The sequence below is a fragment of the Cobetia sp. cqz5-12 genome, assembly GCF_016495405.1.
Lineage (GTDB): Bacteria > Pseudomonadota > Gammaproteobacteria > Pseudomonadales > Halomonadaceae > Cobetia.
The window spans coordinates 1,848,484-1,873,076 of record NZ_CP044522.1; the positions used below are offsets into that span (position 1 = coordinate 1,848,484).

At 60.7% G+C, this 24,593-nt stretch carries 23 protein-coding genes and 1 pseudogene; 10 read left to right on the forward strand and 14 right to left on the reverse strand.

What is annotated here, in order from left to right:
- Positions 1–40: 40 nt before the first annotated feature.
- Both F8A90_RS07915 and rhtA read right to left on the reverse strand, forming a co-directional pair.
- Complete coding sequence (locus F8A90_RS07915; protein ID WP_233593599.1) at positions 41–580, reverse strand: TspO/MBR family protein; 540 nt, start codon at positions 578–580, stop codon at positions 41–43.
- 89 nt (positions 581–669) lie between these two features.
- Positions 670–1,563, reverse strand: coding sequence for a threonine/homoserine exporter RhtA (rhtA, locus tag F8A90_RS07920; protein ID WP_200019665.1), 894 nt, complete (start codon positions 1,561–1,563; stop codon positions 670–672).
- 146 nt (positions 1,564–1,709) lie between these two features.
- Between rhtA and F8A90_RS07925 the strand changes: the two genes are divergently transcribed.
- The 3 genes from F8A90_RS07925 to F8A90_RS07935 all read left to right on the forward strand — a co-directional run bounded on the left by F8A90_RS07925 (position 1,710) and on the right by F8A90_RS07935 (position 5,742).
- Positions 1,710–2,282 carry a helix-turn-helix domain-containing protein gene (locus F8A90_RS07925; RefSeq protein WP_200019666.1) on the forward strand — a complete coding sequence of 191 codons (573 nt, stop codon included), beginning with the start codon at positions 1,710–1,712 and terminating at the stop codon, positions 2,280–2,282.
- A 690-nt stretch (positions 2,283–2,972) separates the two neighbouring features.
- Entirely contained in the window at positions 2,973–4,436 is a 1,464-nt protein-coding gene (locus F8A90_RS07930) for a Na+/H+ antiporter NhaC family protein (protein ID WP_200019667.1), read from the forward strand.
- A 268-nt stretch (positions 4,437–4,704) separates the two neighbouring features.
- Positions 4,705–5,742 carry a hypothetical protein gene (locus F8A90_RS07935; protein WP_200019668.1) on the forward strand — a complete coding sequence of 346 codons (1,038 nt, stop codon included), beginning with the start codon at positions 4,705–4,707 and terminating at the stop codon, positions 5,740–5,742.
- A 319-nt stretch (positions 5,743–6,061) separates the two neighbouring features.
- On the opposite strand, the gene F8A90_RS07940 is transcribed toward F8A90_RS07935, so the two are convergent.
- From F8A90_RS07940 to F8A90_RS07950, 3 genes are all read right to left on the reverse strand, one after another.
- On the reverse strand, positions 6,062–6,577 hold the full coding sequence (locus tag F8A90_RS07940; protein WP_054556016.1) for a DUF3455 domain-containing protein: 516 nt from the start codon (positions 6,575–6,577) through the stop codon (positions 6,062–6,064).
- A gap of 292 nt (positions 6,578–6,869) precedes the next feature.
- The gene (locus tag F8A90_RS07945) at positions 6,870–7,409 is read right to left on the reverse strand and encodes a redoxin domain-containing protein (RefSeq protein ID WP_200019669.1); all 540 of its coding nucleotides are present in this window, start codon (positions 7,407–7,409) and stop codon (positions 6,870–6,872) included.
- Between the two features lie 239 nt (positions 7,410–7,648).
- Positions 7,649–8,218 (reverse strand): manganese efflux pump MntP, encoded by a 570-nt coding sequence (locus F8A90_RS07950; protein WP_200019670.1) that lies wholly within the window; start codon positions 8,216–8,218, stop codon positions 7,649–7,651.
- Positions 8,219–8,602: 384 nt separating this feature from the next.
- On the opposite strand from F8A90_RS07950, the gene yghU reads away from it, so the two are divergent.
- Positions 8,603–9,466 (forward strand): glutathione-dependent disulfide-bond oxidoreductase, encoded by an 864-nt coding sequence (yghU, locus tag F8A90_RS07955; RefSeq protein ID WP_200019671.1) that lies wholly within the window; start codon positions 8,603–8,605, stop codon positions 9,464–9,466.
- Positions 9,467–9,571: 105 nt separating this feature from the next.
- Here yghU and F8A90_RS07960 read toward each other — a convergent pair.
- Positions 9,572–10,606, reverse strand: a pseudogene (locus F8A90_RS07960) (alcohol dehydrogenase family protein).
- Between the two features lie 26 nt (positions 10,607–10,632).
- On the reverse strand, positions 10,633–11,154 hold the full coding sequence (locus F8A90_RS07965) for a TetR/AcrR family transcriptional regulator (protein ID WP_200019672.1): 522 nt from the start codon (positions 11,152–11,154) through the stop codon (positions 10,633–10,635).
- A gap of 391 nt (positions 11,155–11,545) precedes the next feature.
- Here F8A90_RS07965 and F8A90_RS07970 point away from each other — a divergent pair, with 391 nt between their 5' ends.
- The 3 genes from F8A90_RS07970 (at position 11,546) to F8A90_RS07980 (ending at position 16,102) form a co-directional block, all read left to right on the forward strand.
- Entirely contained in the window at positions 11,546–13,696 is a 2,151-nt protein-coding gene (locus F8A90_RS07970; RefSeq protein WP_233593600.1) for a TonB-dependent siderophore receptor, read from the forward strand.
- 460 nt (positions 13,697–14,156) lie between these two features.
- The gene (locus F8A90_RS07975; protein WP_200019673.1) at positions 14,157–15,050 is read left to right on the forward strand and encodes a LysR family transcriptional regulator; all 894 of its coding nucleotides are present in this window, start codon (positions 14,157–14,159) and stop codon (positions 15,048–15,050) included.
- 350 nt (positions 15,051–15,400) lie between these two features.
- Positions 15,401–16,102, forward strand: a complete 702-nt coding sequence (locus tag F8A90_RS07980) for an HD-GYP domain-containing protein (RefSeq protein ID WP_200019674.1) — start codon at positions 15,401–15,403, stop codon at positions 16,100–16,102.
- A gap of 108 nt (positions 16,103–16,210) precedes the next feature.
- On the opposite strand, the gene F8A90_RS07985 is transcribed toward F8A90_RS07980, so the two are convergent.
- From F8A90_RS07985 to F8A90_RS08005, 5 genes are all read right to left on the reverse strand, one after another.
- Positions 16,211–17,080: an urea carboxylase-associated family protein gene (locus F8A90_RS07985; protein WP_200019675.1), complete on the reverse strand. Its 870-nt coding sequence runs from the start codon at positions 17,078–17,080 to the stop codon at positions 16,211–16,213.
- 261 nt (positions 17,081–17,341) lie between these two features.
- Positions 17,342–18,655 carry an arsenic transporter gene (locus tag F8A90_RS07990; RefSeq protein WP_200019676.1) on the reverse strand — a complete coding sequence of 438 codons (1,314 nt, stop codon included), beginning with the start codon at positions 18,653–18,655 and terminating at the stop codon, positions 17,342–17,344.
- 61 nt (positions 18,656–18,716) lie between these two features.
- Positions 18,717–19,439, reverse strand: a complete 723-nt coding sequence (gene arsH / locus F8A90_RS07995) for an arsenical resistance protein ArsH (RefSeq protein WP_442778902.1) — start codon at positions 19,437–19,439, stop codon at positions 18,717–18,719.
- Positions 19,440–19,502: 63 nt separating this feature from the next.
- Complete coding sequence (gene arsC / locus F8A90_RS08000) at positions 19,503–19,934, reverse strand: arsenate reductase (glutaredoxin) (RefSeq protein ID WP_200019677.1); 432 nt, start codon at positions 19,932–19,934, stop codon at positions 19,503–19,505.
- Entirely contained in the window at positions 19,927–20,331 is a 405-nt protein-coding gene (locus tag F8A90_RS08005; RefSeq protein ID WP_200019678.1) for an ArsR/SmtB family transcription factor, read from the reverse strand. The genes arsC and F8A90_RS08005 overlap by 8 nt, the downstream gene beginning before the upstream one ends.
- 250 nt (positions 20,332–20,581) lie before the next feature.
- On the opposite strand from F8A90_RS08005, the gene F8A90_RS08010 reads away from it, so the two are divergent.
- Positions 20,582–20,965 (forward strand): hypothetical protein, encoded by a 384-nt coding sequence (locus tag F8A90_RS08010; RefSeq protein ID WP_200019679.1) that lies wholly within the window; start codon positions 20,582–20,584, stop codon positions 20,963–20,965.
- 60 nt (positions 20,966–21,025) lie between these two features.
- Entirely contained in the window at positions 21,026–22,114 is a 1,089-nt protein-coding gene (locus F8A90_RS08015) for an NAD-dependent epimerase/dehydratase family protein (RefSeq protein ID WP_200019680.1), read from the forward strand.
- Between the two features lie 6 nt (positions 22,115–22,120).
- Here F8A90_RS08015 and F8A90_RS08020 read toward each other — a convergent pair whose 3' ends face one another.
- Both F8A90_RS08020 and F8A90_RS08025 read right to left on the reverse strand, forming a co-directional pair.
- Entirely contained in the window at positions 22,121–22,561 is a 441-nt protein-coding gene (locus F8A90_RS08020) for a hypothetical protein (protein WP_200019681.1), read from the reverse strand.
- A 91-nt stretch (positions 22,562–22,652) separates the two neighbouring features.
- The gene (locus F8A90_RS08025; RefSeq protein ID WP_200019682.1) at positions 22,653–22,865 is read right to left on the reverse strand and encodes a DUF3820 family protein; all 213 of its coding nucleotides are present in this window, start codon (positions 22,863–22,865) and stop codon (positions 22,653–22,655) included.
- Positions 22,866–23,001: 136 nt separating this feature from the next.
- Here F8A90_RS08025 and F8A90_RS08030 point away from each other — a divergent pair, with 136 nt between their 5' ends.
- On the forward strand, positions 23,002–24,468 hold the full coding sequence (locus F8A90_RS08030; protein ID WP_200019683.1) for an aldehyde dehydrogenase family protein: 1,467 nt from the start codon (positions 23,002–23,004) through the stop codon (positions 24,466–24,468).
- The last annotated feature ends 125 nt before the right edge of the window (positions 24,469–24,593 follow it).

Sequence of the window (24,593 nt, forward strand, 5' to 3'; positions counted from 1 at the left end):
CTGTTGCGTGCACCAGGATGAGAGGCACATGGAGCGCAGCTCAGCTCCCCAGCAGGGCCGGATTGGCTTGCCAGACGGACCAGGTCAGCGCACTGGCCAGGGTCACCCACGCCAGGTAGGGCAGCATCAACAGTCCGGCGAAGCGATCGATGCGCCAGAAGGCGAACAGGGTGACGGCAATCAGCGTCCACAGTATCAGTACGTCGATGAAGGCCGCCTGACCGAGATGCCAGGCGAAGAACAGCCAGCTCCACAGGGCATTGACGATCAGTTGCACCACGAAGAGTCCGAGCGCCAGACGATGGCGCGAGCGGAAACCGTTGCTGGCATGCAGACCATCGCGCGCGACCCGCCAGGCGGCGAGTGCCATCATCACGAACAATGCCGTCCAAACTGGCCCGAAGGCGCCCGCTGGAGGTGCCCATGCGGGCTGAGTGAGGCTTGCGTAGAAGGTCTTGGCATCTACCGAAGCCAGTGCACCGATGGCGGCAGTGAGAAAGCTCAACCCGAACCAGATTCCCATCTGCACGGTGGCGCGCAGGGCGGTGGGGGGTGAGGATGGTGAGCGCTGCAAGGTCATCGGCTGCCTCCTGCTTTCATGGGACGTGATGAAGGAATGAACGATATACCACGCTGGGCCATGAGAAACGACCATGCCTCATACGTTGCTCAGTCCGGTATCGGGGCGTCGAAAACGTCCGTGCGGCGACCGGTCAGCGTCGTGCCAACCGAGGCGGTGATCACAAGTCCAATCGCAAGCCATTGTAGTAGGCCCAATGCCTGGCCGAGGAACAGCAGTCCGGACAGCGCCGCCACGGCCGGCTCCAGACTCATCAGAGTGCCGAAGGTATGGGTCGGCAGGCGCGGTAGAGCGATCATCTCGAGCGTGTAGGGCAGGGCGGTCGAGAGCACGGCGACGGCCAAGGCCAATGGCAATATCTCGAGTGAGAACATGGCGCTGCCCGCTTCCATCACGCCGATGGGCGCGACCACCACCGCCGCGATCGTGATCCCCAATGCGGCACTCTGGGTGCCGTTGCCTGCCCCGGCCTTCTGGCCGAACAGAATGTAGAGCGCCCAGCACACGCCGGCCCCGAGGGCGAAGGCGGCACCGACGGGGTCGATCGGCGCAGCGGTGTCCTCACCCAGCAACAGCAGCAACACCAATCCGATGATCGCCAGCGCCACCCAGCCCAGGTCAAGCCAGCGACGTGAGCTCAACAGTGCCACGGCCAGCGGACCGGTGAATTCCAGTGCCACGGCGATGCCCAGCGGTACTGTCTTGAGGGCCTGGTAGAACAGCAGGTTCATCACACCCAGCGCCACGCCATAGAGAGTGATGGACTTCCAGGCCTTGCGTGTCACCGGTTTGCGCCACGGGCGCAGAATGGCCAGCAGCAGAACCGAGGCGATGATCAATCGAATTGCCGTCGCGCCCGCTGCACCGATCATCGGGAACAGGGAAGTGGCCAGCGAAGCACCGCTCTGGATCGAGCACATGGCGACCAGCAACATGGCGACGGGCCACAGACGAGAAGAGGAGGCTGCGACAGCAACGGACATGGTGTCTCCTTGAGTGATCCTGTGGGTGATGGTCATGGTCAGCCAGCAACACATGCGGCATGATTCGTGGACATTGAGGTAGCAAGGGGAGGGAGCTTGAGGCCAGTTGAATGCCGGCTTCCCTCATCGTCAGCGGGATTGTACGGATGCGCACTATATTGCACAACAGGAAAGATCGACCCGATGTTCTGGTCCATGTCGCGGCCAATGTACGCCGCCTGCGTCTGGCCGCCGAGCTGAGCCAGCAGGCACTCGCGGATCAGGCCGAGATCAGTCGCCGCATGCTGGTGAACATCGAGAAGGGCGACGTCAATGTCAGCCTCGGTACGCTCGACAAGCTCGCCGAGGCGCTTGGAGTGCTCTTCTACGCGCTGGTGCAGCCCCCGGAAAGCGAAGACTCGGCACGCATCAATGAGGTGGCCTGGGTCGGGCAGGCGCCCGAAAGCCGCGCCGTGCTGCTGGCCAGCAAGCCGGCGACCCAGGAAGTCGAGTTATGGGACTGGGCCCTCGCCCCCGGCGAGCACTATGACTCCGCGCCCGATGATGCCGGTTGGCACGAGATGCTGGTGGTCACGCAAGGTGAGCTGACTCTCACGCTGGAACGCGAGAAAATCGTCATTCGCGCCGGGGATTTCCATGTCTATCCCAGCGATCAGGCCTACCGCTACCACAACACGGGCACGGAGATGCTGCACTTCATTCGCAACGTGCTGCATTGATCGCCCGACATGACATGAACTGCCGTGTGCCCGGGCGCCTGCCCGGACTCTCCGGTTCATGAAGATGGTGCAGGGGACAGGTGCAGGGGGCCGGTGCAGACGACAGGTGCAGACGACCAATGCTTACCCCTTTACCGAGCATCTGCTGATCCCTAGCTGCGCCCCCGTGCGGCGCTGACTTCAGTCCAGCCTTCACCCACGCCCATCATCCCGGCGTTTCCCTTTTCCGTAATGTCCGCCCCTGCAAGCTTTTGCAAGGGCGGGGATTGAGGCGCGTGTCGAGACACATGTAGAGCTGCATGTAGAACCGCGTTCTGCCTCAAGGCCCCAGCCCGGCGAGCTTTCGCAGCTGATATTTTTCTCCAAGACCGTCTCTCGTCATGATGTTTCTCTCCAGTACTGCCTCTTTCAAACATTGCCTTGCGGCAACGCTGATTGATGCGTCAGCACCCTGACAGATCACTGTCCTGTCACTGCTTTGGTATGTGAAATTCCTGATTTTCTAATATTTGGCAGAGAGATTGCTTGGTCATGTGCAAAAGTAATCGTTTGCCATCGATTTTGGCATTGGTCGTCACGCAAGTGGTTCGCATAGCCTGTGGCTATCTGGCGGGGGCTTGGGATGTCATGTGCAGACCCGCCAGGGAAGGATGACTCCAATAACAAGACTCGCGTGTGAGGGACAAGAATATGCAGCAACAGGATACGAAGGAATTGGTGTTTCGGGGTGGAGTGATGGGCGCCCTGGTGCCGCTGATGGTGCTGGTGGCGGGGCTGATCTACCTCTCGGTATTCGAGCGTGCGGGCACCCAGCCTTTCTGGGCCTGCGCCTGGCTGGCGATGGGAGTCGGGCTCTTTCTGTGTCGTGATCGCTCGGCCTACTGCGAGAGCCTGCTGCGTGGCATGGGCAACCACACCGCGACCGCCATCATTGCCCTATGGCTGCTCGCCGGGGTATTCGGCAAGTTGATGATGGCAGGCGGACTCATCGATGGCCTGCAATGGATTGGTGCCTCGATGGGTGCCACAGGTGGTGTCTTCGTGGTGCTCGCCTTCGCCATCTGCATGGTGTTTTCGCTGGGTACCGGCACAAGCGTGGGCACTGTCATCGGCCTTGGGCCCGTGCTCTATCCGGCCGGCGTGATGCTGGGCGCAGACCCGACGATGCTGGCGGTGGCGCTGCTCTCGGGGGCTGCCTTTGGTGACAATCTGTCGCCAGTCTCGGATACCACCATCGTGTCGTCCTTCACCCAGGGGGCGCAGGTCGCGGATGTCATTCGCACGCGTCTGCCGCTGGCACTGTCCGCAGCTGCCATCTGCGTGGTGATCTTCCTGGTGGCCGGTGGCAGCGAGACGGCGCTGACCGAGGTGCCTGCGCTGGCATCAGGCAATGCGCTCGGCCTGGTAATGCTGTTGCCTCTGGCCGTGGTGGTCGGCTTGGCCCTCAAGCGCCGCCATATCATCGAGGCGATGTTCTTCGGCAACCTGGTCGCCATGCTCTGTGCTCTCGTGATCGGCGCCATCAGCCTGGGCGATATCTTTGCGCTGCCGGCACAGCGCGGTGAAAGCACAGGCTTGATCGAGAACGGTATCGCCTCGGTGACCGGCGCCGTGCTGTTCGCCCTGATGGTACTGGCACTGACGCAGGTGATTCTGGATGCTGGCCTGATGCGGCGTCTGCTCGACAAGGCCAATGACAGCTTGATCAGGTCGCGCACGGGAGCCGAGACAGGCATCGTGGCGGTGACGATCGCGGCGTCCATCCCGCTGTCCGCCAATGCGCCGGCGCTGTTGCTGGTTGGCCCCGGGCTGGTGCGCAAGCTGGCCGAGAAGTTCGCAATCGCACCGGAGCGCAGTGCGAACCTGATGGATTGTGCCGTCTGCACGGTCTTCTTCCTGCTGCCCTGGCATATCGCGGTGGCAGTCTGGCAGCAGGTGATCGCTGCCAGTGCCGCCGAAGCGGGCGTCGCGGCGCCGAGTGCAATGGCGTCCTTCTTCACGCCTTACCCCTGGGCGATGCTGGTGGTACTGGCCATCTCCATCACCTGGCGTGCGCGCAGCTCTCGCAAGCAGGGTATTCACGCGCAGCAGGCTGCAACCGCTCAAGGTGGGAATCCCGAGACGGTGCTGGCGGCGCCGGCCAGGGAAGTGTGAAACGTACACCGCTGGCCAGTGCGTGATTCAGCGCCCTGACGATTGATGCTTGATACACCCAGCGCCCCGCGACACTCCTGCCTCTTGGAGTCTCGCGGGGCGTTGTGGAGTCTTGAAGATGCTTTTCTGTTTCTGTCTCAATCCCAAGATATGTTCCAGGGGTAGCCCCTGTCATTGGCCTGCCTGAGGCAGGGCGGCATGCACTGCCCCGAACTCAATCCCGCATGGCCTGTCCCACTGTCATGACGTTTCATTTCAAGGAGCATGCATGGCGAAGGTAAGTATCACGCAACAGGGCACGATCCATTGTTTTCCGGCCGGCTTGAAGGATGAGGATGGCAAGCTGGTGAACGCCGAGATATCCGCCGTGGCCTATGACGGTGAGCGATTGTTGATGGCGAGTGACAAGCCGATTCCGGGAGAGGGACGCTCGGCGGTCTTCTCATTGCCACTGGATTCGCAAGGGCCCGATGACAGCCGGCTTGAGTATCTGACCACGCCGTTGATCCGTCAGGCGGTCAAGTATGAAGACTTCGCGCTGACCACCGATGGCCGTCACATGTTGGCAACCACCGGGTTTGATCGTATCGATAGCGAGAGCCATGCCCTGAATGCCTACAACCACCTGTTGATCTGGCCGCTGGGTGAGCCGGACAAGGTGCAGGTGGTCGACCCGGACCCGCGTGACGGGGTCGAGGGCTCATTGGAATTCCGTCAGAAGCTGGAAACGGCCATTGGCCAGCCGTACTACAAGATCGAAGGCCTGGCGGTCGTGCCGAGTGACAAGGGCGATGGGCTGATCCTGTTCGGGGTAAGAGAGCAAGGCAACTCGCATGATGACTTCGCGTACGTTCGTCGCGTCATCGGGGCGCGCTATGCCATGACCGACAGTGACAATATCGAGTTCATCGAGGACCTTCACGACGTCTATGCCTTTGACCCCGCCGAGTATGAGGGGGTGAATCACGAGTGTGGTCTTTCGAGCCTGGAATATGATACCTATCACGCACGTCTCTATCTGGTGACCAGCTTCGAGACCGAGCAGGGCAGTGAAGAGGTGATCGGGGGATATCTGTGGGTGCTGTCGCTGGCCGACTTCCATGCAGGCAAATCCCCGACGCTGGTGACGCATGAGGATGGTCGCGTGCTGGAGTTCGAGCACAAGGCGGAGGGGCTTGCGGTACTGGATCGCGAACGGCTGTTCGTGGTCTATGACAATGATCGCAACCATGAGCTGGGCAGCGTGGATGAACGGGATGAGCGCCACTCCTGTGAAGCGCCCTATACAATGCTGGCGCTGGTCTGACGGCAGCTTATCGGATCAGAGGTCGGTTCACAGGCCGGGGGAATAATCTCACGGCTTTGGCACCGAAATGGGAGGCTTGACCGTCTTCGTGATGGCTTCCCTTATCACCTCTTTTAGCGCCGCTGTTATCGCCTGCATGATCACCAGGTTTTGCTTGTTCAATTTCATGCTGAATCATCATTTCCCCGCCAGGATTGATGACGACAAAGCCCCGACATGCCTGTGCATGTCGGGGCTTTTCATGATCGCACCTTCCCTGTGTCAATGCGCTTTGTCACACGACATCGAGTGGTGAATCCATTTTATTCAAGGCTTGAGATTACATGGCCTTGTAGAACAGATAATCGGCCTGGTACATCACGATTTCGACCTTGTCCTTGTGAGCTTCATCACAGGCCATGTCAGGTGCGGCACCGCCCTGGGTATTGAGGCGCTGAACATAGGTGACGCCCTGCATATGCCCTTCACCTTCGGCCGGGTTAGCCTCGACCAGCTGCAGCGGAATATTGCCCTTGCCGTTGGGCTCTACCGCCAGCTGTGTGCCGGTGATCTTGGAGCCATCCATGGATTCCCAGGTGGCGGGCGGACCATAGTATTTGCCGACCTGCTTGCCATCGGCATCATTCAGAGCGGCATCCGGACCCTTGAAGACCCAGCCCATGGTGCCATCGTCTTTGGCTTCGCAGGCCCATTTGATCTTGCCGACACCGACGGTTTCCATGGCGACTTCATTGCCTTTTGGCACCGTGACGCTCTCGGGAACCTCCATGGCCTGAGCCAGCGGGCTCAATGCGAGGGCAGCGAAAATACCAGAGATACAGGCGATTGTTTTCATCTTGACGACTCCGTAGACAGATAAGGTTCAGCTAGCGGTTGCAGGTGTGTCGTTGTCTCCCTTGCACTGTTCATAACGCTGGCCTTTCTCGTCTGGATGTCACAGGATCAGATTTTTTTCGTGGTTTTTTTGTGGCCTGTTTTCAGCGCCTATCAGCGGCGTCATGAAAAGAGGCCAAAAGCGCAAGGCGGGCGAGGTGAAGGCCAGGTGGCAAGCAATAGGCCCAGACACACAGACGCCCCGCAGCACGAGGCTGCGGGGCGTCTGTGTAGCGACGTGAACCCTGAGGGATTCAGTCGTAATCGCGGGTGCCGCGAATCGGGTAGTCGTTATCCGGCTTGCGGATGAACTCGATGCCCCCGATGAGGGTATCCAGATCAGGGCGCACGAAGGGCGCGTTGGCGATTTCCTGAATCTGGATCTTGCCTTCGCCATTGACGATGAAGAAGGCAGGCTCCGGGAAGTCGTGATCGGTTTCCTTTTCGCTGCGCGGCGTCGAGATGAACAGTCCCAGCGATTGCATCTGGTCGAGGGTCAGCCCATACGCGAGCGGGAAGTTGACCTCCAGCGACTCGCGATGCTGTGTGAGTTGCTGCTCATCATCGGCAGACACGGCGACCAGATCGACGCCCTGGGCGCTGAAACGCTCGCGGTAGTTCTCCAGCTTGTTGAGAAACTTGGTGCAGATCGGGCAATGCTTGCCGCGATAGACCACGACCAGCTGCCAGTCATGCTCGCCCTGGGGCTTGCCGAGGGTCAGTGCCTCACCGTCGCTGCCTTTGACCTGAATGGCCGGGAATTCACTGCCTGGATGAAGCTTGCGTGTATACATGCAATCTGACTCCCTTTGGAAGATCACGGCGTTGGCTTTCCTGTCTCCGCAGATCAAGCGGCGGATATCATGTGTCTGGATATCGAGCGCCTTGAATGACCAGCGACAGGATACGCCATGTGTCCCCCTTGAATGACGCCATTGTCAGTGTTTTCAAGGGGGCCCCTGGCGCAACGCGAGGGTGCGTTCATCGCCAGGGGGGCGCTACGGGGCCGTTCAGGGCACTTTTCAGCAGAGGATCAACCCAGGTAGCCGGTGTGATCCAGCAGGATGGTCGTGCCGATGCCGATCAGCACCAGGCCACCGATGATCTCCGCGCGCTTGCCGACCATCTTGCCCAGCACACCGCCCAGCATCACGCCGGTGGTGGCCATCACGAAGGTGGCGGTACCGATCGCCAGCGCAGTGGTGACGATGTTCACGCCCGCAAAGGCGAGCCCGGCCCCCACGGCCATCGCATCGATACTGGTGGAAAGACCGGTCAGCATCAGGCGGGGCAACGATTGCGGCGTGGTGCATTCCTCGTCTTCCTCGTCCTTGGAGAGCCCCTCATGAATCATGTGCAGACCGAGCAGCAGCAGCAGGGCGAAGGCGATCCAGTGGTCCCACTGTTCGACGTAGACGGCCAGTGAGCGACCGATCAGCCAACCGATCATGGGCGTGATGGCTTCGATGACCCCGAAGATGAGGCCGATGCGCAAGGCATCTTTCAGAGAGGGACGGCGTATGGCGGCACCCTTGCACAAGGCGGCCGCAAAGGCGTCGCAAGACATGGAAAAGGCGAGCAGGAATGTCGGTAGAAGAGGCATTTGTCAGGATGTTCCAGGCCGGTTGCGAGTCAATAACAGCGAGACACCACCGGCCGGAAGCGTCTGACTGTCATTGGTCTCGCCGAACCTCGTCCTGACTGATCACGGGCATGATCGGATAGGTGGGTCCTCGGTGCCACGGCAATGCCTGCCGACCATGTTGACATCCGAGACTCTCGTTGGGTGACGAGAGCGGGCTACTCCCCAAAAACTGGTGGCATACTAGCAACAAAAACTTGTCATTTCATCCCCTTGTGTCCCGAGCGCCTGACCGCCATAACTTGTTTACCGAGTCAGAGCGGCGCAACGTCGATGCGTCTGATGCCAACGAAGTCTTGAAGCTTCAGTCGTGAAGCTTCAACAGGATGCCAAGGAGTCAAGGGTATGAGCGACAGTTATCAGCCACCCAAGGTCTGGAAATGGGAAAGCGAGAGTGGCGGCAAGTTCGCCAGTACCAATCGGCCGATCGCGGGCTCGACGCATGACAAGGAGCTGCCGGTCGGCGAGCATCCCTTCCAGCTCTACTCCATGGCGACACCCAACGGCGTGAAGGTCACCATCATGTTCGAGGAGCTGCTGGCGCTCGGTCATGGCGGTGCTGAATACGATGCCTGGCCGATACGAATCGGCGATGGGGACCAGTTCGGTAGCGATTTCGTCGCGATCAACCCCAATTCCAAGATCCCCGCGCTGATGGACAGAAGCGGCGGGACGCCTATTCGCGTGTTCGAATCCGGCTCCATCCTGCTGCATCTGGCCGAGAAATTCGGCGCTCTGATCCCCAAGGACCCCGCCAAGCGTGTCGAAGTCATGAACTGGCTGTTCTGGCAGATGGGCTCCGCACCCTATCTGGGCGGTGGTTTTGGCCACTTCTATGCCTACGCGCCGGAGAAGCTCGAATACCCCATCAACCGTTTCGCGATGGAGACCAAGCGTCAACTGGACGTGCTGGATCGTCAGCTGGCCGACAACGCCTACATCGCGGGTGACGAATACAGCATCGCGGATATCGCCATCTATGCCTGGTATGGCGCACTTGTCGAAGGCAAGCTCTATGATGCTGCCGAGTTTCTTTCCGTACAGGACTACACGCACGTGCAGCGCTGGGCCAGGTCGATTGCCCAGCGTCCGGCGGTCAAGCGGGGTCGCATGGTCAATCGTTTCTGGGGCGAGCCTGAGGAGCAGTTGATCGAGCGCCACGCGGCGAGTGACTTCGAGACCAACACCGAAGACAAGCGCACCGACTGATCTGTGTGATGCGTGCTTGTGTGACGCAGACGTTCGGCAGTGAAAAGGGCTACCCATCGGGTAGCCCTTTTGCGTTGTGGCCATCAGTCCAGTGGAGAAACTGGCTCAGTCCTGACGAACCTTGAGCACGACCTTACCCACATGACCTTTTTGCTGAAAGACCTCCTGGGCAGTGGTGATATCGGCCAGCGCGAAGACCTCGGCGACCAGCGGCTTGATGTTGCCTTGCTCGATATGGTGCACGAGATTGGGGAAGACTTCCGGTTCCAGCACCGTGCAGCCGAAGAAGCTCAAGTCCTTCAGATACAGGGTGCGCAGGTCGAGTTCCACCATTTCGCCACCGATGGCACCCGCGACGGCGTAGCGCCCCTTGTGGCCGAGAATATCCAGCAGCTCTGGCCATTGCGGGCCACCCACCAGATCAATGACCACCTCGACACTGTTGCCTTCGATCACATCGGCCAGTGTCTACTCACGCAGGACGATCTCATCGGCGCCGAGATCGCGCAGGGCGTCGGCCTTGGCCGCACTGGTGACGGCAATGACGTGGGCGCCATGTGCCTTCGCCAGTTGAACGGCCGCGGAGCCGACGCCCCCTGAAGCACCGGTGATCAACACGCGCTCCCCCTTGGCAAGCTGCGTACGTGTCAGCAGGTTCTCGGCGGTGGAGTAGGAGCAGGGGAAAGAGGCCAGCTCCACATCGCTCAGTGCGCTCTTGATAGGGTGGGCATGGCGTGCTGCCACCTTGGTGTATTCGGCGAAGCCGCCATCGCACTCAGCGCCGATGTACCACGCGGAGGCGAGGTCCTGGCCATCGTGCTCCTGCAGGCAGGGCTCGATCAGGACACGCTCGCCGATTCGCACATTGTTGACCTCTGCCCCGACCGCCACGATCTCGCCGCAGATATCAGCGCCCTGAATGCGTGGGAAATGGATCGGTTGGCCGGACCAGCTGGCATCTTCCGCGTCACCTTCCCCCTTCGAATACCACGCCAGGCGGGTATTGACGTCGGTATTGTTGACGCCTGCCGCGCCGACTCGCACCAGCACGTCACGCGGGCCGGGTGCCGGGCGAGGGATGTCATCACGCACTTCCAGCACTTCCGGGCCGCCATGGCCGGTCAGGTAGACGCCGTGCATGCTGTCATCGCTTGGGGCAAGTGAGCTCACTTTTGTTGTGCTCCCAGTAGCGTGAGTGTGGTGGAAAGTGCGGCCTCGATGGCCTTATCGCCGAGGACCAGCCAGGCGGATGAGGCCCCTTCATGAATCAGGAACAGCTCGGTGGCGAGATCTTCGCGCTGGCTGCGCTGGCCCAGCCACTCAAGAATCTCGCGCTTGTGGCGGTCCACGGCCTCGCGCACTTCCTGATTGTCAGGGAAGGCGGCCATGGCATTGACCGACATGCAGCCGTTGGGTGCCTCAAACTGCATCCAATGGCCCAGGCGCTGGTACAGATGGCTGAGGGCTGCGGTGCCATCCTCGGGCACCGCCTCTTCAAGAAAAGCCATATAGCGTTCGTGACGATGCTGAAGCGCACCGATCACCATGCTTTCCTTGGAGGGGAAGTGGCGATAGAGGGTGCGCAGACTGACGGCTGACGCTGCCTTGAGTTCGGAAACACTCGGCTCTGCGAAGCCGCGCTGGCTGAAGAGGGTCTCCAGGCGGGCGGCGATGTCGTGCTGGATCATGTCGGGACCGTGGTTCAGATATCAGGGAGAGCGATCGTTCTACTCGAGTTGCGATGCAGGGTAGAGCGATCGCTCTCCCTGTGTCAATGCGACGTTTCCCGAGCCTTGTGTGGCAGCTCCCATGATCTGACGTCGCGCATTGCGCGTGAGGCGCTTCGATGTCGGTAGAATTACGCAAATAGTTGTTTGCTGGGCGTTGAATAAGGCAAAGCTCAGGACAATCAGCGGAAAAATCACGCACTTTACGTTGCGATGGCATTTGATAAAGATTAGCATTCGCGACTCATTTGCTGGCGCGGGGGGCGTCAGTCATGGCCACTTTCTGCTCATCGAGCGGATGAAAGGTGTGGTTCAGCAGGACGCTGTCGCATCGCGTACAAAGGGTTTTCAGGTGCCAAATCATTTTCGGGATAGCGCTGCAAGCACGCACAAGGGGCATTTCTCCTGCCTGATCTTCAGCCTGATGGCATTGCCGGGCACTTCGCTGGCGGCAGAGAGTGCCACCTCAAGCGAATCGCCAGTCACGAATTCGGTGATCGTGGTGACCGGGGAGCGTGAAGGTGAAGTGGCGCCGGGCAGCTACCGCGCCGAGGCCTCGAGCCTGGCCAACAAGCAGTCGGTGGACTTTCTCGAGCAGGCACGCACCATCAATGTCGTGACCCAGCAGGTCATGCATGATTTCAATCTGGATGACCTGGAAGAGGCGCTGCAGCCGGTCGCGGGTATCCAGCTGGGCAACACCCTCGGGGGCACCGAAGACGGCTTCATCAAGCGAGGCTTCGGCAGCAACAGCGATGGTTCGATGCTGATCGATGGCATCCGTCAGCCACGCCGTACCTACACCACGGCGACCGTGGACCGCGTCGAGGTGCTCAAGGGGCCGTCATCGCTCTTCCAGGGCCAGCAGAACCCCGGCGGCGTGATCAACATGGTCACCAAAAGTCCGCAGTACGAGACGCACACCGAGATCAGTGGCGAAGTCAGCTCCTTCGGCGGTGGCAATACCACCCTGGACACCACCGGCCCCATCGAGGACACCGGTCTGGCCTATCGCTTCATCCTGTCGCATGAGGATGAAGACTCCTGGCGCGAGTACGGCAATGACCGTCGTACCACCATCGCTCCGTCACTGCGTTGGGAAGGCGAGCACAGCAGCGCCCAGATCAGCTACGAGTATCAGGACTACGAGCTGGATATCGATCGTGGCACCGTCTTCTACAACGGCAGCGCTGCCAACGTCACGCGTGGCACGCGTTTCGATGAATCCTGGAACCGTGTCTATGGCCATGACGAGTCCGTCAATGCCTGGTGGAAGCAGGAAGTCACCGACAACTGGGACATGAAGCTGACCTACGGCTGGACGCGTCGCCAGTACAGCGATGCGCGCGCCAACGTCACGAATGTCAGCGACAGCGGTGATGTGACCGTACGTGCCGAAGAGAACCAGGGCTATGATCGCAGCGAGCACTACACTGCGCTGGACGCCATGGGCGATGTCGAGATTGCGGGGCAGCGTCACCAGCTCGTCATCGGTGCCGATTACGAGACCACACGCGACTATCTGGATGAGCGCTATTTCGGCGACTCCGTCACGGTCTCCACCGTCACTGACGTGAACCACGGCCAGCTGGCCCAGGTGACCTCCGACGACATCAACACCTCGCGCAGCAATCGTCTCGATGAAAGCCAGGCCATCGGGGTCTATGTCAGCGACCGCTGGTATCTGACCGACAAGTGGATTCTGGGGCTTGGCGGGCGCTACACCTGGTTTGATCAGCAAAGCGGTGAGGGCGAGGACTTCGTATCTGACCCCGATTACAGCGATGACCTGTTCCTGCCCTCCGCGAACCTGCTGTATCGCATCGACGATGCCAGCTCTGCCTACATCAGCTACAGCGAATCCTTCGTGCCGAACGGCAGCGACAGTGACAGCGGCGAGAGCCTCGATCCTGAGCTCGGCAAGGGCTACGAGATCGGCTACAAGCGTCAGTGGAATCCGCGTCTGGCAACCTCCGTGGCGCTCTACCAGATCCGCAAGGAGAACGTTGCAGTCACTGACAATGGGGTGACTCGCACCATCGGTGAAGCCGGCTCGCAAGGCCTGGAATTCAGCCTCGAAGGTGCCCTGACGGATCGCACTTCCTTGCTGTTCAGCTATGCCTACACCGATACCGAAGTGCTGGAGGATACCGAAGGCACCGAGGGCAATCGTCTGCCGAATGCGGCGCTCAACGCGGCCAGCCTCTATCTGGCACATGATCTGGCGATCGATCCGTCCTACGGCGAGTGGCGTGTCGGCGGTGGCGTGCGTTATGTCGGTGAGCGTGAAGGCGATGACGACAACAGCTTCTCGATGGATGCCTACACCGTGGCAGATGCCTTCGTCGGCTGGCGTCATGACTTCTTCGGCCCGGACACCGAATTCAAGCTGAATGCGAAGAACCTGTTTGATACCGGCTACTACTACGGTAGCGGCGGCGATACTCGCGTGCTGGTGGGTGACCCGATGGAAATTACCCTGTCAGCCAGCGTCGGTTGGTAAGACGGCCTCCTCTGGCAGACTGACTCGCCAGGGGCGGCTAGACCCCAGAGTAATCCCGGCACATAGAGAGTCACGGCATATAGACAGTCACGACATACAGACAGGCAAGACGGACGATCTTGGCCAGTTTCGGATGTCGGGTGATCTTGTCACCATCTGGTGATCAGGGCATAAGCTGGTGATCTGGTAACAGACTGTTGAGCAGGAAATAAAAAAGGGGCGCTCATCAGCGCCCCTTTTTGCATATGTTGTATAGCGCCCAAGACCCCCGCGCGCCACTCGTCGTCGGGGGAGACATTGTGATGAAAGCCTGCGCGGCCGCTGAAGCCGTCGATGCGGCTGGTAGACTACTGGCAAGACGCGCTGTGACTGACTGTCTTTGAGCGCGTGTCTTCGATTGACTGTCCTGGCGTGCTGCCTCTGTGTTCCTTCTCGACATCCCACCTGGCTGGAGAGCCCCATGCTCGAGTCACTTCCCCTGGCCGATATTCGTGCCTTCGTCATGACGGCGGATCATGGCAGCTTCACCCGCGCCGCCGAGCAGTTGGGCGTGTCGCGGTCGCAGGTCTCCAAACAGGTGACTGCGCTTGAACAGGCCCTGGGCGTGTCGCTGATGCAGCGTTCGACACGCTCGTTGCGACTCACCGAGAGTGGTCATCTGCTGCATGCCCAGTGTCGCAGTGCGTTGGGCGACATTACCCAGATCGTGACGCTGGTACGTGAGGAGCGCAACGCCATGCGCGGGAGGCTGCGCATCAACAGCGTCGGCGGGCCGATCGGTGAGCGGCTACTGGCGCCCGCCGTGCATGCCTTCATGCAGACATGGCCGCAAGTGCAGGTGGAGCTGGATTTCAGCAGTCATCGCGTGAATCTGATTCGTGACGATTTCGATATCGCGCTGCGCATGGGCGCCCTCGAGGATGCCGATTTCATCGCGCGTCCGCTGCGGACATTGCCCTACGTGGTGGTGGCAAGTCCCGACTATCTCGCCCGCCATGGTGAACCAAACACGCCCGGTGAGCTGGTGGATCACCGCTGCCTGGTGGGCTCGATCTCGCGCTGGTCCTTTACCGCTCGCGGGACAGAGACGCGAGAGTTGCAGGTGGATGTCGGTGGCCAGCTTGAGTGCCGCAACGGGCATGTGCTGGTCAGTGGTGCCATTGCCGGCAACGGCATCATTCGCGTGCCAAGGCTCTACTGTGAATCCGCCCTTGCGCAAGGGGAGCTGCAGGAATTGCTGAGTGACTGGCAGCCGGCGGATGTACCGTTGTCATTGATCTATCATCGTGAGCGCCATCGTCCGCTGCGTACGGTGCGCTTGATCGAGCATCTGCTGGAATGGTTCGCGAGATGATATGCGCGCGTCTCTGAGCGCTGTATGACTCATGATGCAATACGAACAAGGCAAGGATTTGATGAAGAAACATTGAGACTCATCATTATTATCGCCTAATATTCACCAAGTACTTTTTATCACGTGCTTTCTATCAAGCCCTTTTTGGCAAGTGCAGGGTCTCGGAAGAGCTGTTCTTCAAAACGGAGATGAAGGCGCGAGCTTGCGAGGCGGATGTGAAACACAAATCTGAAAACGAACGAGAAATCTTCGTTCGTCATTCCGGGCTGATGCGACCCCATCTGGCGCATCGATCATGAGCCCCCTGATGACTCACGACCCGTGATAGGCAGATTGAACAGGGAGCCCCCATGAAAAATGCCCTGTGCACAACGAGAGTCGCGCCTGACGGTGATGTCGCCTTGCCGGATTACCTCTCAAAGCCGCCCCCCGGGGCGAAGTCGCTCGAACCCGGAGTTCTTGCCCTGGCGCGCCTCCTTCAACGTCACCATGGCGATACCCTGGCGCATTCCTGGCGGGTGGCGGGGCTGACGATATTTCTCTACGCAAGGCTGTTGCCGTCCGCTCAGCGCAAGGTGCCACTGCATGACCTGCATAGCGCGGCCTTGTTGCATGATATCGGCAAGGTCGGTATCTCGACGGAGCTTCTGAATGCCCCGCGTGCGCTCAGTGATGAGGAGCGCATCACGATGCGCGATCATGCCGGTCATGGCGGACGCCTGCTGTTTTCTCTACGCGGCCCCCTGAGAGCGCTGGCCAGCCAAGTGGCGATCACCCATCACGAGGGCTGGAATGGCAAGGGCTATCCTGCCGGGTCCGCCGGGGGGGCCTTGCCACTGCATTGTCAGGTGGCCGCAATGATGGATGTCTTCGATGCTCTGGCCTCGCCGCGCGCCTACAAGCCGGGCTGGTCGTTGAAGCGTCTGGTCGGATTGTTCAGCGAGGAAGCCGGCAAGCAGTTCGATCCTCGTCTGATTGCCCGCATGGCGCCGCTATGGACATCGCTGCACGCCGAACATCGGCGTTTGTATGAGCAGACAAGCCGACGCTGAGGCGGCGATGCCCGTTCACGAAACGTCAAAGCCCCCTGTCGAGAGTCTCGGCAGGGGGCTTTGTTACATCAGTATTCGCTAAACGCGATCAGCGTGCCAAAAGCTGCCTCAGCAGCAGCGCTCACGCTTGATGGCGGCCCAGCCGGTAGTGGGGTGCTGGCGGCCGTGGTTACCGGCGTAAGCCGCGACCCTGGGCGACTCCCAGCCTGCGAGAACGTCGCCTTCCAGCCGGTAGATCTCGACGCCGAGCGGGTTGCAGGTCTCGAGCGGATCACGCGCATCAGGGCCCCACAGGTCCACTGACAGATCGCCACCCGGGCAACAGGACATTGCGCACAGCAGATCTGTCTCGGCGAAGAACTCCAGATAATCGCCCTTGCGTGCCGGGCAGGCCTTCATGAAGTACTTGTCTTCATTGTTGAGGCCGGTGCATTGGAAGATGTTGAGCACATCGTGGATATCAAATTCGGTCAGGCCCCAGGGTTCCACCGCGCGGACCAGATTGGAGTGGCAGTGGTGATCGAAGTCCTCGCCGGTCAGCAGGCGATTGACGTAAGGGTCGCAGCGCGTGCCCAGCAGGTCATGCACGCGACCACCTTCTGCATCGACGCCATAGTCGGCGAGGGTGTCATCGATGATGGTCGCCATCGGGCGCAGGTAGGGCAGAGTGGACCACAGGCGATCATAGGTGCTGACATGCGCGCGCTGCAGCTGGCGGGTGCGAGACGCCCACATGCGCTCACGCGGGTTGTGCAGGTTCCACATGTTGAAATCACCGACCTGTGAGCCCTCGGTGATCTTGATGCGCAGCACGTGGCCCGCCGGCACTTCCCACGCCAGGCCATCGCGCAGCGGCACGGTATGGGTCGCGACCAGGGTGCGCTCGGCCTTGCCTTCGGTGAGGCTGTCGTAGAAGTCGCGATCGACGTCCAGAATCGACCCCTTGCTGGCTTGATAGGCGGCAGGTACATCACTCATGACAGGACTCCCGGGGTTGTCAGGTCTGGTCTCTCATTGAGGTTCGATGGCGGCATTGTCGGATAATGAAATCGAGCAAGGACGACGTCTACTGTCAGATTGCCACGTCAGGCGCTTCAGTACATTTTTCGGTGAAGATGAAACCTTCGGGGGGATGAAACAGAACTGGCGCAGGGATTTCTCCCTGCGCCAGTTCTGTTTCATACCTGAGTCCAATGTTGTCCTCAGGCCGATGGGGTTCTTGGCTGACAGCAGATCCGATCAGCCGTTGAGCACGCCCAGCCAGGCCCACAGGCCGAGCAGGGCGGCGATCAGTACCGGCGGTGTCAGCACCAGGCCGACCTTCATGTACTGCCCCCAGCTGATGTGATGGCCTTTCTGATCGAGCACATGCAGCCACAGCAGTGTGGCAAGGCTGCCGATCGGGGTGAACTTGGGCCCCAGGTCATTGCCGATCACGTTGGCGTAGACCATCAGCTCACGCGTCGCGTCATTGACCTGCTGCGCGGTGAGGTGGTCGATGGCCAGCGCGCCGATCAGCGTGGCCGGCATGTTGTTCATCACCGAGGCGGTGACGGCGGCCAGCACGCCGGTGCCGAGAGTGGCGACCAGCTCGCCCTGACTGGCAAGCCAGGCGAGGATGTCGCTGGCGTGATCGGTCAGGCCGGCATTGCCCAGCCCGTAGACCACCAGATACATGCCCACCGAGAACAGCACGATCTGCCACGGCGCACCGCGCAGTACCGGGCCGAGTTCGATCACGGCATCACCGCTGCTCAGCCAGCGGCCGGCGATGGCCAGCAGAACCAGCGCGGCGCTGCCGGTGACGACGGCGAGCGGGATGCCCAAGGGTGCGGTCACGAAGTAGGCCACCAGCAGCACGCCGAGCAGCGGGAAGGCCGCGCGGAATACCAGGGGGTCCTTGATGGCGCTCAAGGGTGCCTCGAGCTTCTCCAGCGCGTAGTGCGAGGGCAGCTCCTTGCGGAACATCAGCCACAGCACGATCAGCGTGGCGGCCAGCGCGATCAGGTCGACCGGCACCATCACGGCGGCGTAATGCGTGAAGGAGATGTCAAAGTAGTTGGCGCTGACGATGTTGACCAGATTCGAGATCACCAGCGGCAAGCTGGTGGAATCCGCCACGAACCCGGTGGCAATGATGAAGGCCAATGACGTCGCCGCCGAGAACTCCAGGCGCACCAGAATCGCGATTACGATCGGCGTCAGCAGCAGGGCGGCGCCATCATTGGCGAAGAAGGCCGCGATCACCGCGCCCAGCAGCACGATAAGCGGGAACAGCTTGCGCCCGTTGCCGCCGCCCCAGCGCGCGACATGCAGTGCGGCCCAGCTGAAGAAGCCCGCTTCATCGAGAATCAGCGAGATGATGATCAGCGCCACGAAGGTGAAGGTGGCGTCCCAGACGATATCCCAGACCACCAGCACATCCGGTAGATTGACCACGCCGCAGGCCAGCGCGACCACGGCGCCGCCGAGGGCGCTGGTGCCGATGCCCAGCCCACGTGGCTGCCAGATCACCAGTGCCAGCGTGATGGCGAAGATTGCCAAGGCAAGCATGACGTCTCCTTGTCGAGGGTGAAAAGTAAGTGAGAAGCCGCGTGTGCGACTGCGGGCTGCGTCAGATCGTGCTCTGATTGACGCGTCGGGAGACCTCTTCGGCGCTCTCGACACGCTCCGAGTAGCGCTCGGTCAGGTAGGCGCTGCGGTCGCGGTTCATCCAGGTGAACTTCATCAGCTCTTCACAGACATCGACGATGCGCAGATACAGCGGTGATAGGCGCATGCGGCCCTGCTCATCGAATTCATTGAAGGCCCTGGGCACGGATGACTGGTTGGGGATGGTCAGCATGCGCATCCAGCGGCCCAGAATGCGCATCTGGTTGACGCTGTTGAAGCTCTGGCTGCCGCCGCTGACCTGCAGGATGGCCAGCGTCTTGCCCTGGGTGGGCCGCACGCCGCCCAGTGACAGGGGAATCCAGTCGATCTGTGCCTTCATGATCGAGGTCATCGCGCCGTGGCGCTCCGGGCTCGCCCACAGCATGCCCTCGGACCACTGGGCCAGCTCGCGCAGCTCCTGCACCTTGGGGTGATCGGCCTCGCAGTCATCCGGCAATGGCAGGCCGGCCGGCGAGTACAGGCGCACCTCGGCACCGAAGGCGCGCAGCAGGCGCGCCGCTTCCTCGGCGGCAAAGCGCGAGAAGGAACGCTCACGCAGGGAGCCATAAAGCACCAGTATGCGCGGCGCATGACGTGGAGCATCCGGGCCGACCAGGCGGTCGATTTCCAGCGGTCGCCAGTGTTCGGCATCGATATTGGGCAGGTCGGCCAGTGCCGCTTTCATCGCGTCGGTCATGTTGTCTTCTGTCAGCAGGTGAGACGTGTCGGGAGTGTGTGCGTTCATGATTCAGGTCCTGGGGGCGTGGACGATGTCGCCGTCTTCCTTGGTGTATTGCGCGACCGGATTGTCCAGAAGCTTCAGTACCGTCTCCGATGGTCGGCACAGGCGCGTGGCCATGGGCGTCACGACGATGGGGCGGTTGATCAGGATCGGGTGGGCCATCATGGCGTCGATCAGCTCGGCATCGCTCATGGACGGGTCATCCAGATTGAGCTCGTCATAGGGCGTACCCTTGCGGCGCAGCAGCGGGCGCGGGCCACCTCCCATGGCGGCAATCAGCGACTCCAGCCTCTCGCGCGTCGGCGGGGTGACCAGATACTCGATCACCTCCGGTGTCTCGCCGGAAGCCTTGAGCATGGCCAGCACATTGCGCGAGGTGCCGCAGGCCGGGTTGTGATAGATCGTGATCTTGCCGGAAGAACGGTTGGAATCAGTCATCGTTGCGAGACTCCTGGGAAGCACAGGGGGTGGAGGAGACGCTGCAATCGGGCACGGTGAGCGAGGCCAGCAACGGGTCGCAGACCACCGAGGAGCCGGCGCAGCAGTCGCGTACCAGAAACTGCACGGTGGCGAGCATGTGCTCGAGGTTGGCGCGATAGATCAGTGAACGGCCTTCGCGCTGGGAGTGAATCAGCCCCGCGCGGCTCAGTACGCCCAGATGGGTCGAGAGCGTGTTGTGCGGCACCTCGAGACGCCGCGCGATCTCGCCGGCAGGCAGGCCTTGTGGCTCATGGCGGACCAGAAGCCGAAACGTGTCCAGACGCGTGGCCTGGGACAGCGCCGCGAAGGTGTCCAGCGTGGCCTGCGGGTCGGGCAGGCTGTCGGAGTCATTCATTTGATCTGTCCATATGTCGAGACTTGTCGAAATGACGATGGTGCGATGATAGATCAGCTCGCCGCAGATGGGAAGATGCTCGGGGCGATGTCGGGAGATGGTGCCTGGAGGATGACGCAAGGGACGAATGCGAGCTTCACGCCTTTGGCCAGACTTGATTGTTTGCGGGACTCGCATTCCGGTCAGGCATTTGCCCAGCAGTATTGGTAGCATGTGCGCCATTGATTACCGGACAAGGGAAGATGGCGCGATGATGATGGTATTGCAGATTCTGGGCGGCTTCGTGCTGACAGCAGGGGTACTGCTGGCGGCAGTGCCGGAGCTGGTCAACCGCTTCAAGGGACCCGACGACACCCCGCTGACCGTTCCGAAGGAAACCGGCGCGGCGATTTCGCGGCGCATTCGTTGGGGCTGGGTCATCGCGGTAGGGTATCTGCTGATGTATCCGCCGATCGGCCTGGGTCTCTTGCCGGTGCTGGTGACGCTCGCGGTGGCAGGTATCGCCGGCATCATGACGGCCCGTCTGATGGGGCTGATGCTGGATGGCATCGAGATGCGCCATCTGTTCCGCTTCGCCGCCGAGTCGCTGATTCTGGGCGGCCTGTGGACCTGGTTCGTCAGACTGTCCGCCTGACGTCACTGTCGTGCTCGCTGTGCCGTCAGATCGCGGTTTACTGCATCCCGGGAGTCTTACATGCCGCTCAATGCATCCACGCAAGCTTTGTTGGCAGGGCTGGAGCGATCGCGACCGGTACTGGTGACCGGCGCGACCGGCTATGTTGCGGGGCAGCTGATTCGTCGCTTGCTGGAAGAGGGCCTGACGGTGCATGCCGCCGTGCGCGATCCCGGCAATAGCGAACGTCTGGCGGCGCTCAAGGCGCTGGCCGAACGCTTGCCGGGGGAGCTACGTGTCTTTGCCAGTGATCTGCTCACACAGGGCTCTTACGCTCAGGCGATGGCAGACTGTGGGGTGGTCTTTCACACCGCCTCACCCTTCGTGGTCAGTGTCGAGGACCCCGAGCGTGATCTGGTGCGTCCGGCGGTGGAGGGCACGCGCAATGTGCTGGAAGAGGCGAATCGTCAGGCTAGTGTCGAACGTGTGGTGCTGACCAGCAGCTGTGCTGCCATCTACAGTGACAATGCCGATGCGCTGGACACCCCGCGCGGCTGTTTCGACGAGGGTGTCTGGAACACCACGGCCTCGCTGACACACCAGGCCTACTCCCACTCCAAGACGCTGGCGGAACAGGCCGCCTGGCAGATTGCCGAGCAGCAGTCGCGCTGGCGGCTGGTAGTGATCAATCCCTCGCTGGTGCTTGGCCCCGCGATCAGCGATGACACGCACGGCGAATCCTTCAGCCTGATGACGCAGCTCTGTGACGGCACGCTCAGGATAGGCGCGCCGGATTATGGCATGGGCGTGGTGGATGTACGTGATGTCGCCGAGGCGCATCTGGCGACGGGATTTCTGCCCACGGCCAATGGGCGTCATCTGGTCGCCGGGCACTCCTCAAGCTTCATCGCGCTGGGGCGCCTGTTGAGTCAATACGCAGGCCCGCAGTACGCGATTTCCACTCGCCAGTTACCTAAATGGCTGGTGTGGCTGGCGGGTCCGCTGGCCAACAAGGCGGTGACGCGAAGGATCGTCGCACGCAATGTGGGCCATCCCTTCGTCTTCGACAATACCCGCAGCCGCGAGCAGCTGGGCCTGGTCTACCGGCCTCTCGAGACCACCTTGCACGACATGTTCGACCAGCTGGTCGCCAGTGGACGCTTGTCCTGATACTGGTTAATACATCGTAGGGAATAGTCCCAATGTTCCACTTGGGTCATAGCCCATTCTATAGCGTATCGTCGTATTGGGAGTAATAGTGTCCTTTACTTCTTTGACACCAGTTTCACAAAGGCCTTGATCTGCTGAAGCGCTGATTATATATGTCCCCGGGGTCAGATCCAGCGAGACGGTTTCGGCTGGATTGAGTTTGGTTGTGAGGACGCCATTGATTTTTATCATGATACCGCAAGCGCTACCCAGCAGCCCGCTATCACGGGTTAAAGTCAATGTTCCATGCTCTTCCTGTAAGGGTTTATCATGTGCATAAATTCTTTCAGGAGGGACGGGGTCAGCATCTAATGATGAAATTGGCGTAGTAGAGCAACCTGTAATGGTAAGCACGAGTACAGTTGTTATTAGTGTGCGTGTCATCGCTGCCTCAGAAATGGTGAGCATGAAGTTAGAAACGTTCAAAGACCATCGTATATTTTGATTGCTCGATGGTATATTTAAATCAACTTAATCGACAGTATGATTTTCTTTGGCTTTAGCATTTCCTCAACGGCTCCAGCAGTGCATTCAATCCGTTGTGATCAATCTCGTGCATCAGCGCGAGCAGGCGACCGATCTCGCCCTGCGGAAACCCCTTGCGCGCAAACCAGCCCAGATAATCCCCGGGCAGGTCGGCAATCAGGCGTCCGGCATACTTGCCATAGGGCATCTGGCAGGTCGTCAGTGTCTGCAGGTCTTCAGGGCTCATCCTTTGACTCTCATTCAGTTCGGGTAGGGGGCGGGTTCTCAGCTAGCGGTGCCATTCTGGCATAGCTGTGATGCAACGGTTGGGTTTTGCCACACTATCGCCATCTCTCCTGCATACCCACAGCACGGAGAGACTCATGCCTCGCGATTACCAGAACCTGGAGCAGCTCCCTCTCGCCGGTGAATGGCGTGCCGGACGAGCCGGCAAGACGCTCGAGGTGGTGGACCCCTTTGATCAAAGCTCGCTGCTTTCGATCTCCATGGCCAATGCCGAGGATCTCGATGTCAGTTATCGCAAGGCGCGTGATGTTCAGCCTGACTGGGCTCTGACACCGGCAAGCGAGCGCGCTGGCGTGATGCACAAGGTAGTGGAGCTGATGGACGAGCGACGCGAAGAGCTGCTCGGCTGGTTGATTCGTGAGTCCGGCAGTACCCGCATCAAGGCTCAGGCGGAACTGGCGGCAGCCCGTGCGATCACGCTGGAGTCCGCCGCGATGGCCAACCGCGTGGCCGGAATGGCGATGGAGGCCCAGGTGCCGGGCAAGGAGAGCCGTGTCTTCCGCAAGCCGCTGGGGGTCATCGGCATCATCAGCCCGTGGAATTTCCCGCTGCATCTGACCCAGCGTTCCCTGGCGCCGGCACTGGCGCTCGGCAACAGCGTCGTCATCAAGCCGGCCAGTGATACCCCGCTGACCGGCGGCCTCCTGCTGGCCAGATTGTTCGAGGAGGCGGGGCTGCCTGCCGGTGTCCTGAGCGTGGTGGTCGGTGCCGGCAGCGAGATTGGCGACGCCTTCGTGGATCACGAGGTGCCGCGGCTGATCTCCTTTACCGGTTCTACCCAGGTGGGCAAGGGCATCGGCAAGCGCGCCGTCGGTGGTGATCATCTCAAGCACGTAGCCCTGGAGCTGGGTGGTAACAGCCCCTTCGTGGTGCTTGATGATGCGGATATCGAGCAGGCGGTGGACGCCGCTCTGGTCGGCAAGTTCCTCCATCAGGGGCAGATATGCATGGCTATCAACCGCATCATCGTCGATGAGTCGGTCCATGACGCCTTTGTCGATCGCTTCGTGGCGCGTGCCCGTGCACTCAAGGTCGGCGATCCCGCACAGGACGATACCGTCATCGGGCCGATCATCAATGCCAAGCAGCGTGATGGTCTGCTCGAGATGATCGAGACGGCCAAGGGCGAGGGCGCCCAGGTGATGCTTGAGGGCGAGACGCAGGGTCAGCTGGTGCCGCCGCATGTGTTCACCGATGTCACCAATGACATGAGCCTGGCGCAGAACGAGATCTTCGGTCCGCTGGTCGGCATCCAGAAGGCCCGTGACGAAGCGCATGCGCTGGAACTTGCCAATGGCACCGAATATGGCCTTTCGGCTTCCGTCTTCACCGCGGATATCGCACGCGGCGAGCGCTTCGCGCGCCAGGTCGAGGCGGGCATGGTGCACGTCAACGACATGCCGGTGAATGATGACCCCCGCGCGCCCTTCGGCGGCGAGAAGAATTCAGGCCTCGGGCGCTTCAATGGCGACTGGGTGCTGGAGGAATTCACCACCGACCAATGGGTCAGCCTGCAGGTCGAGCCACGCCAATATCCTTTCTGATCCCTTTTATCTGTAGTTGCGCATGACAAACAACGCCCCGCTCAGCCTGCTGGCTGAGCGGGGCGTTTTAATGGTGGGTAATGTAGACACGTCATGGTGGGTGAGGCAGGCAACAAGGCCTGGGG

What these genes read in the sequence shown, in the direction of transcription:
- F8A90_RS07915 (WP_233593599.1), bottom strand. Translation starts at nt 580, where the DNA reads ATGACCTTGCAGCGCTCACCATCCTCACCCCCCACCGCCCTGCGCGCC.
- rhtA (WP_200019665.1), bottom strand. Translation starts at nt 1,563, where the DNA reads ATGTCCGTTGCTGTCGCAGCCTCCTCTTCTCGTCTGTGGCCCGTCGCC.
- F8A90_RS07925 (WP_200019666.1), top strand. Translation starts at nt 1,710, where the DNA reads ATGCGCACTATATTGCACAACAGGAAAGATCGACCCGATGTTCTGGTC.
- F8A90_RS07930 (WP_200019667.1), top strand. Translation starts at nt 2,973, where the DNA reads ATGCAGCAACAGGATACGAAGGAATTGGTGTTTCGGGGTGGAGTGATG.
- F8A90_RS07935 (WP_200019668.1), top strand. Translation starts at nt 4,705, where the DNA reads ATGGCGAAGGTAAGTATCACGCAACAGGGCACGATCCATTGTTTTCCG.
- F8A90_RS07940 (WP_054556016.1), bottom strand. Translation starts at nt 6,577, where the DNA reads ATGAAAACAATCGCCTGTATCTCTGGTATTTTCGCTGCCCTCGCATTG.
- F8A90_RS07945 (WP_200019669.1), bottom strand. Translation starts at nt 7,409, where the DNA reads ATGTATACACGCAAGCTTCATCCAGGCAGTGAATTCCCGGCCATTCAG.
- F8A90_RS07950 (WP_200019670.1), bottom strand. Translation starts at nt 8,218, where the DNA reads ATGCCTCTTCTACCGACATTCCTGCTCGCCTTTTCCATGTCTTGCGAC.
- yghU (WP_200019671.1), top strand. Translation starts at nt 8,603, where the DNA reads ATGAGCGACAGTTATCAGCCACCCAAGGTCTGGAAATGGGAAAGCGAG.
- F8A90_RS07965 (WP_200019672.1), bottom strand. Translation starts at nt 11,154, where the DNA reads ATGATCCAGCACGACATCGCCGCCCGCCTGGAGACCCTCTTCAGCCAG.
- F8A90_RS07975 (WP_200019673.1), top strand. Translation starts at nt 14,157, where the DNA reads ATGCTCGAGTCACTTCCCCTGGCCGATATTCGTGCCTTCGTCATGACG.
- F8A90_RS07980 (WP_200019674.1), top strand. Translation starts at nt 15,401, where the DNA reads ATGAAAAATGCCCTGTGCACAACGAGAGTCGCGCCTGACGGTGATGTC.
- F8A90_RS07985 (WP_200019675.1), bottom strand. Translation starts at nt 17,080, where the DNA reads ATGAGTGATGTACCTGCCGCCTATCAAGCCAGCAAGGGGTCGATTCTG.
- F8A90_RS07990 (WP_200019676.1), bottom strand. Translation starts at nt 18,655, where the DNA reads ATGCTTGCCTTGGCAATCTTCGCCATCACGCTGGCACTGGTGATCTGG.
- arsH (WP_442778902.1), bottom strand. Translation starts at nt 19,439, where the DNA reads ATGAAAGCGGCACTGGCCGACCTGCCCAATATCGATGCCGAACACTGG.
- arsC (WP_200019677.1), bottom strand. Translation starts at nt 19,934, where the DNA reads ATGACTGATTCCAACCGTTCTTCCGGCAAGATCACGATCTATCACAAC.
- F8A90_RS08005 (WP_200019678.1), bottom strand. Translation starts at nt 20,331, where the DNA reads ATGAATGACTCCGACAGCCTGCCCGACCCGCAGGCCACGCTGGACACC.
- F8A90_RS08010 (WP_200019679.1), top strand. Translation starts at nt 20,582, where the DNA reads ATGATGATGGTATTGCAGATTCTGGGCGGCTTCGTGCTGACAGCAGGG.
- F8A90_RS08015 (WP_200019680.1), top strand. Translation starts at nt 21,026, where the DNA reads ATGCCGCTCAATGCATCCACGCAAGCTTTGTTGGCAGGGCTGGAGCGA.
- F8A90_RS08020 (WP_200019681.1), bottom strand. Translation starts at nt 22,561, where the DNA reads ATGCTCACCATTTCTGAGGCAGCGATGACACGCACACTAATAACAACT.
- F8A90_RS08025 (WP_200019682.1), bottom strand. Translation starts at nt 22,865, where the DNA reads ATGAGCCCTGAAGACCTGCAGACACTGACGACCTGCCAGATGCCCTAT.
- F8A90_RS08030 (WP_200019683.1), top strand. Translation starts at nt 23,002, where the DNA reads ATGCCTCGCGATTACCAGAACCTGGAGCAGCTCCCTCTCGCCGGTGAA.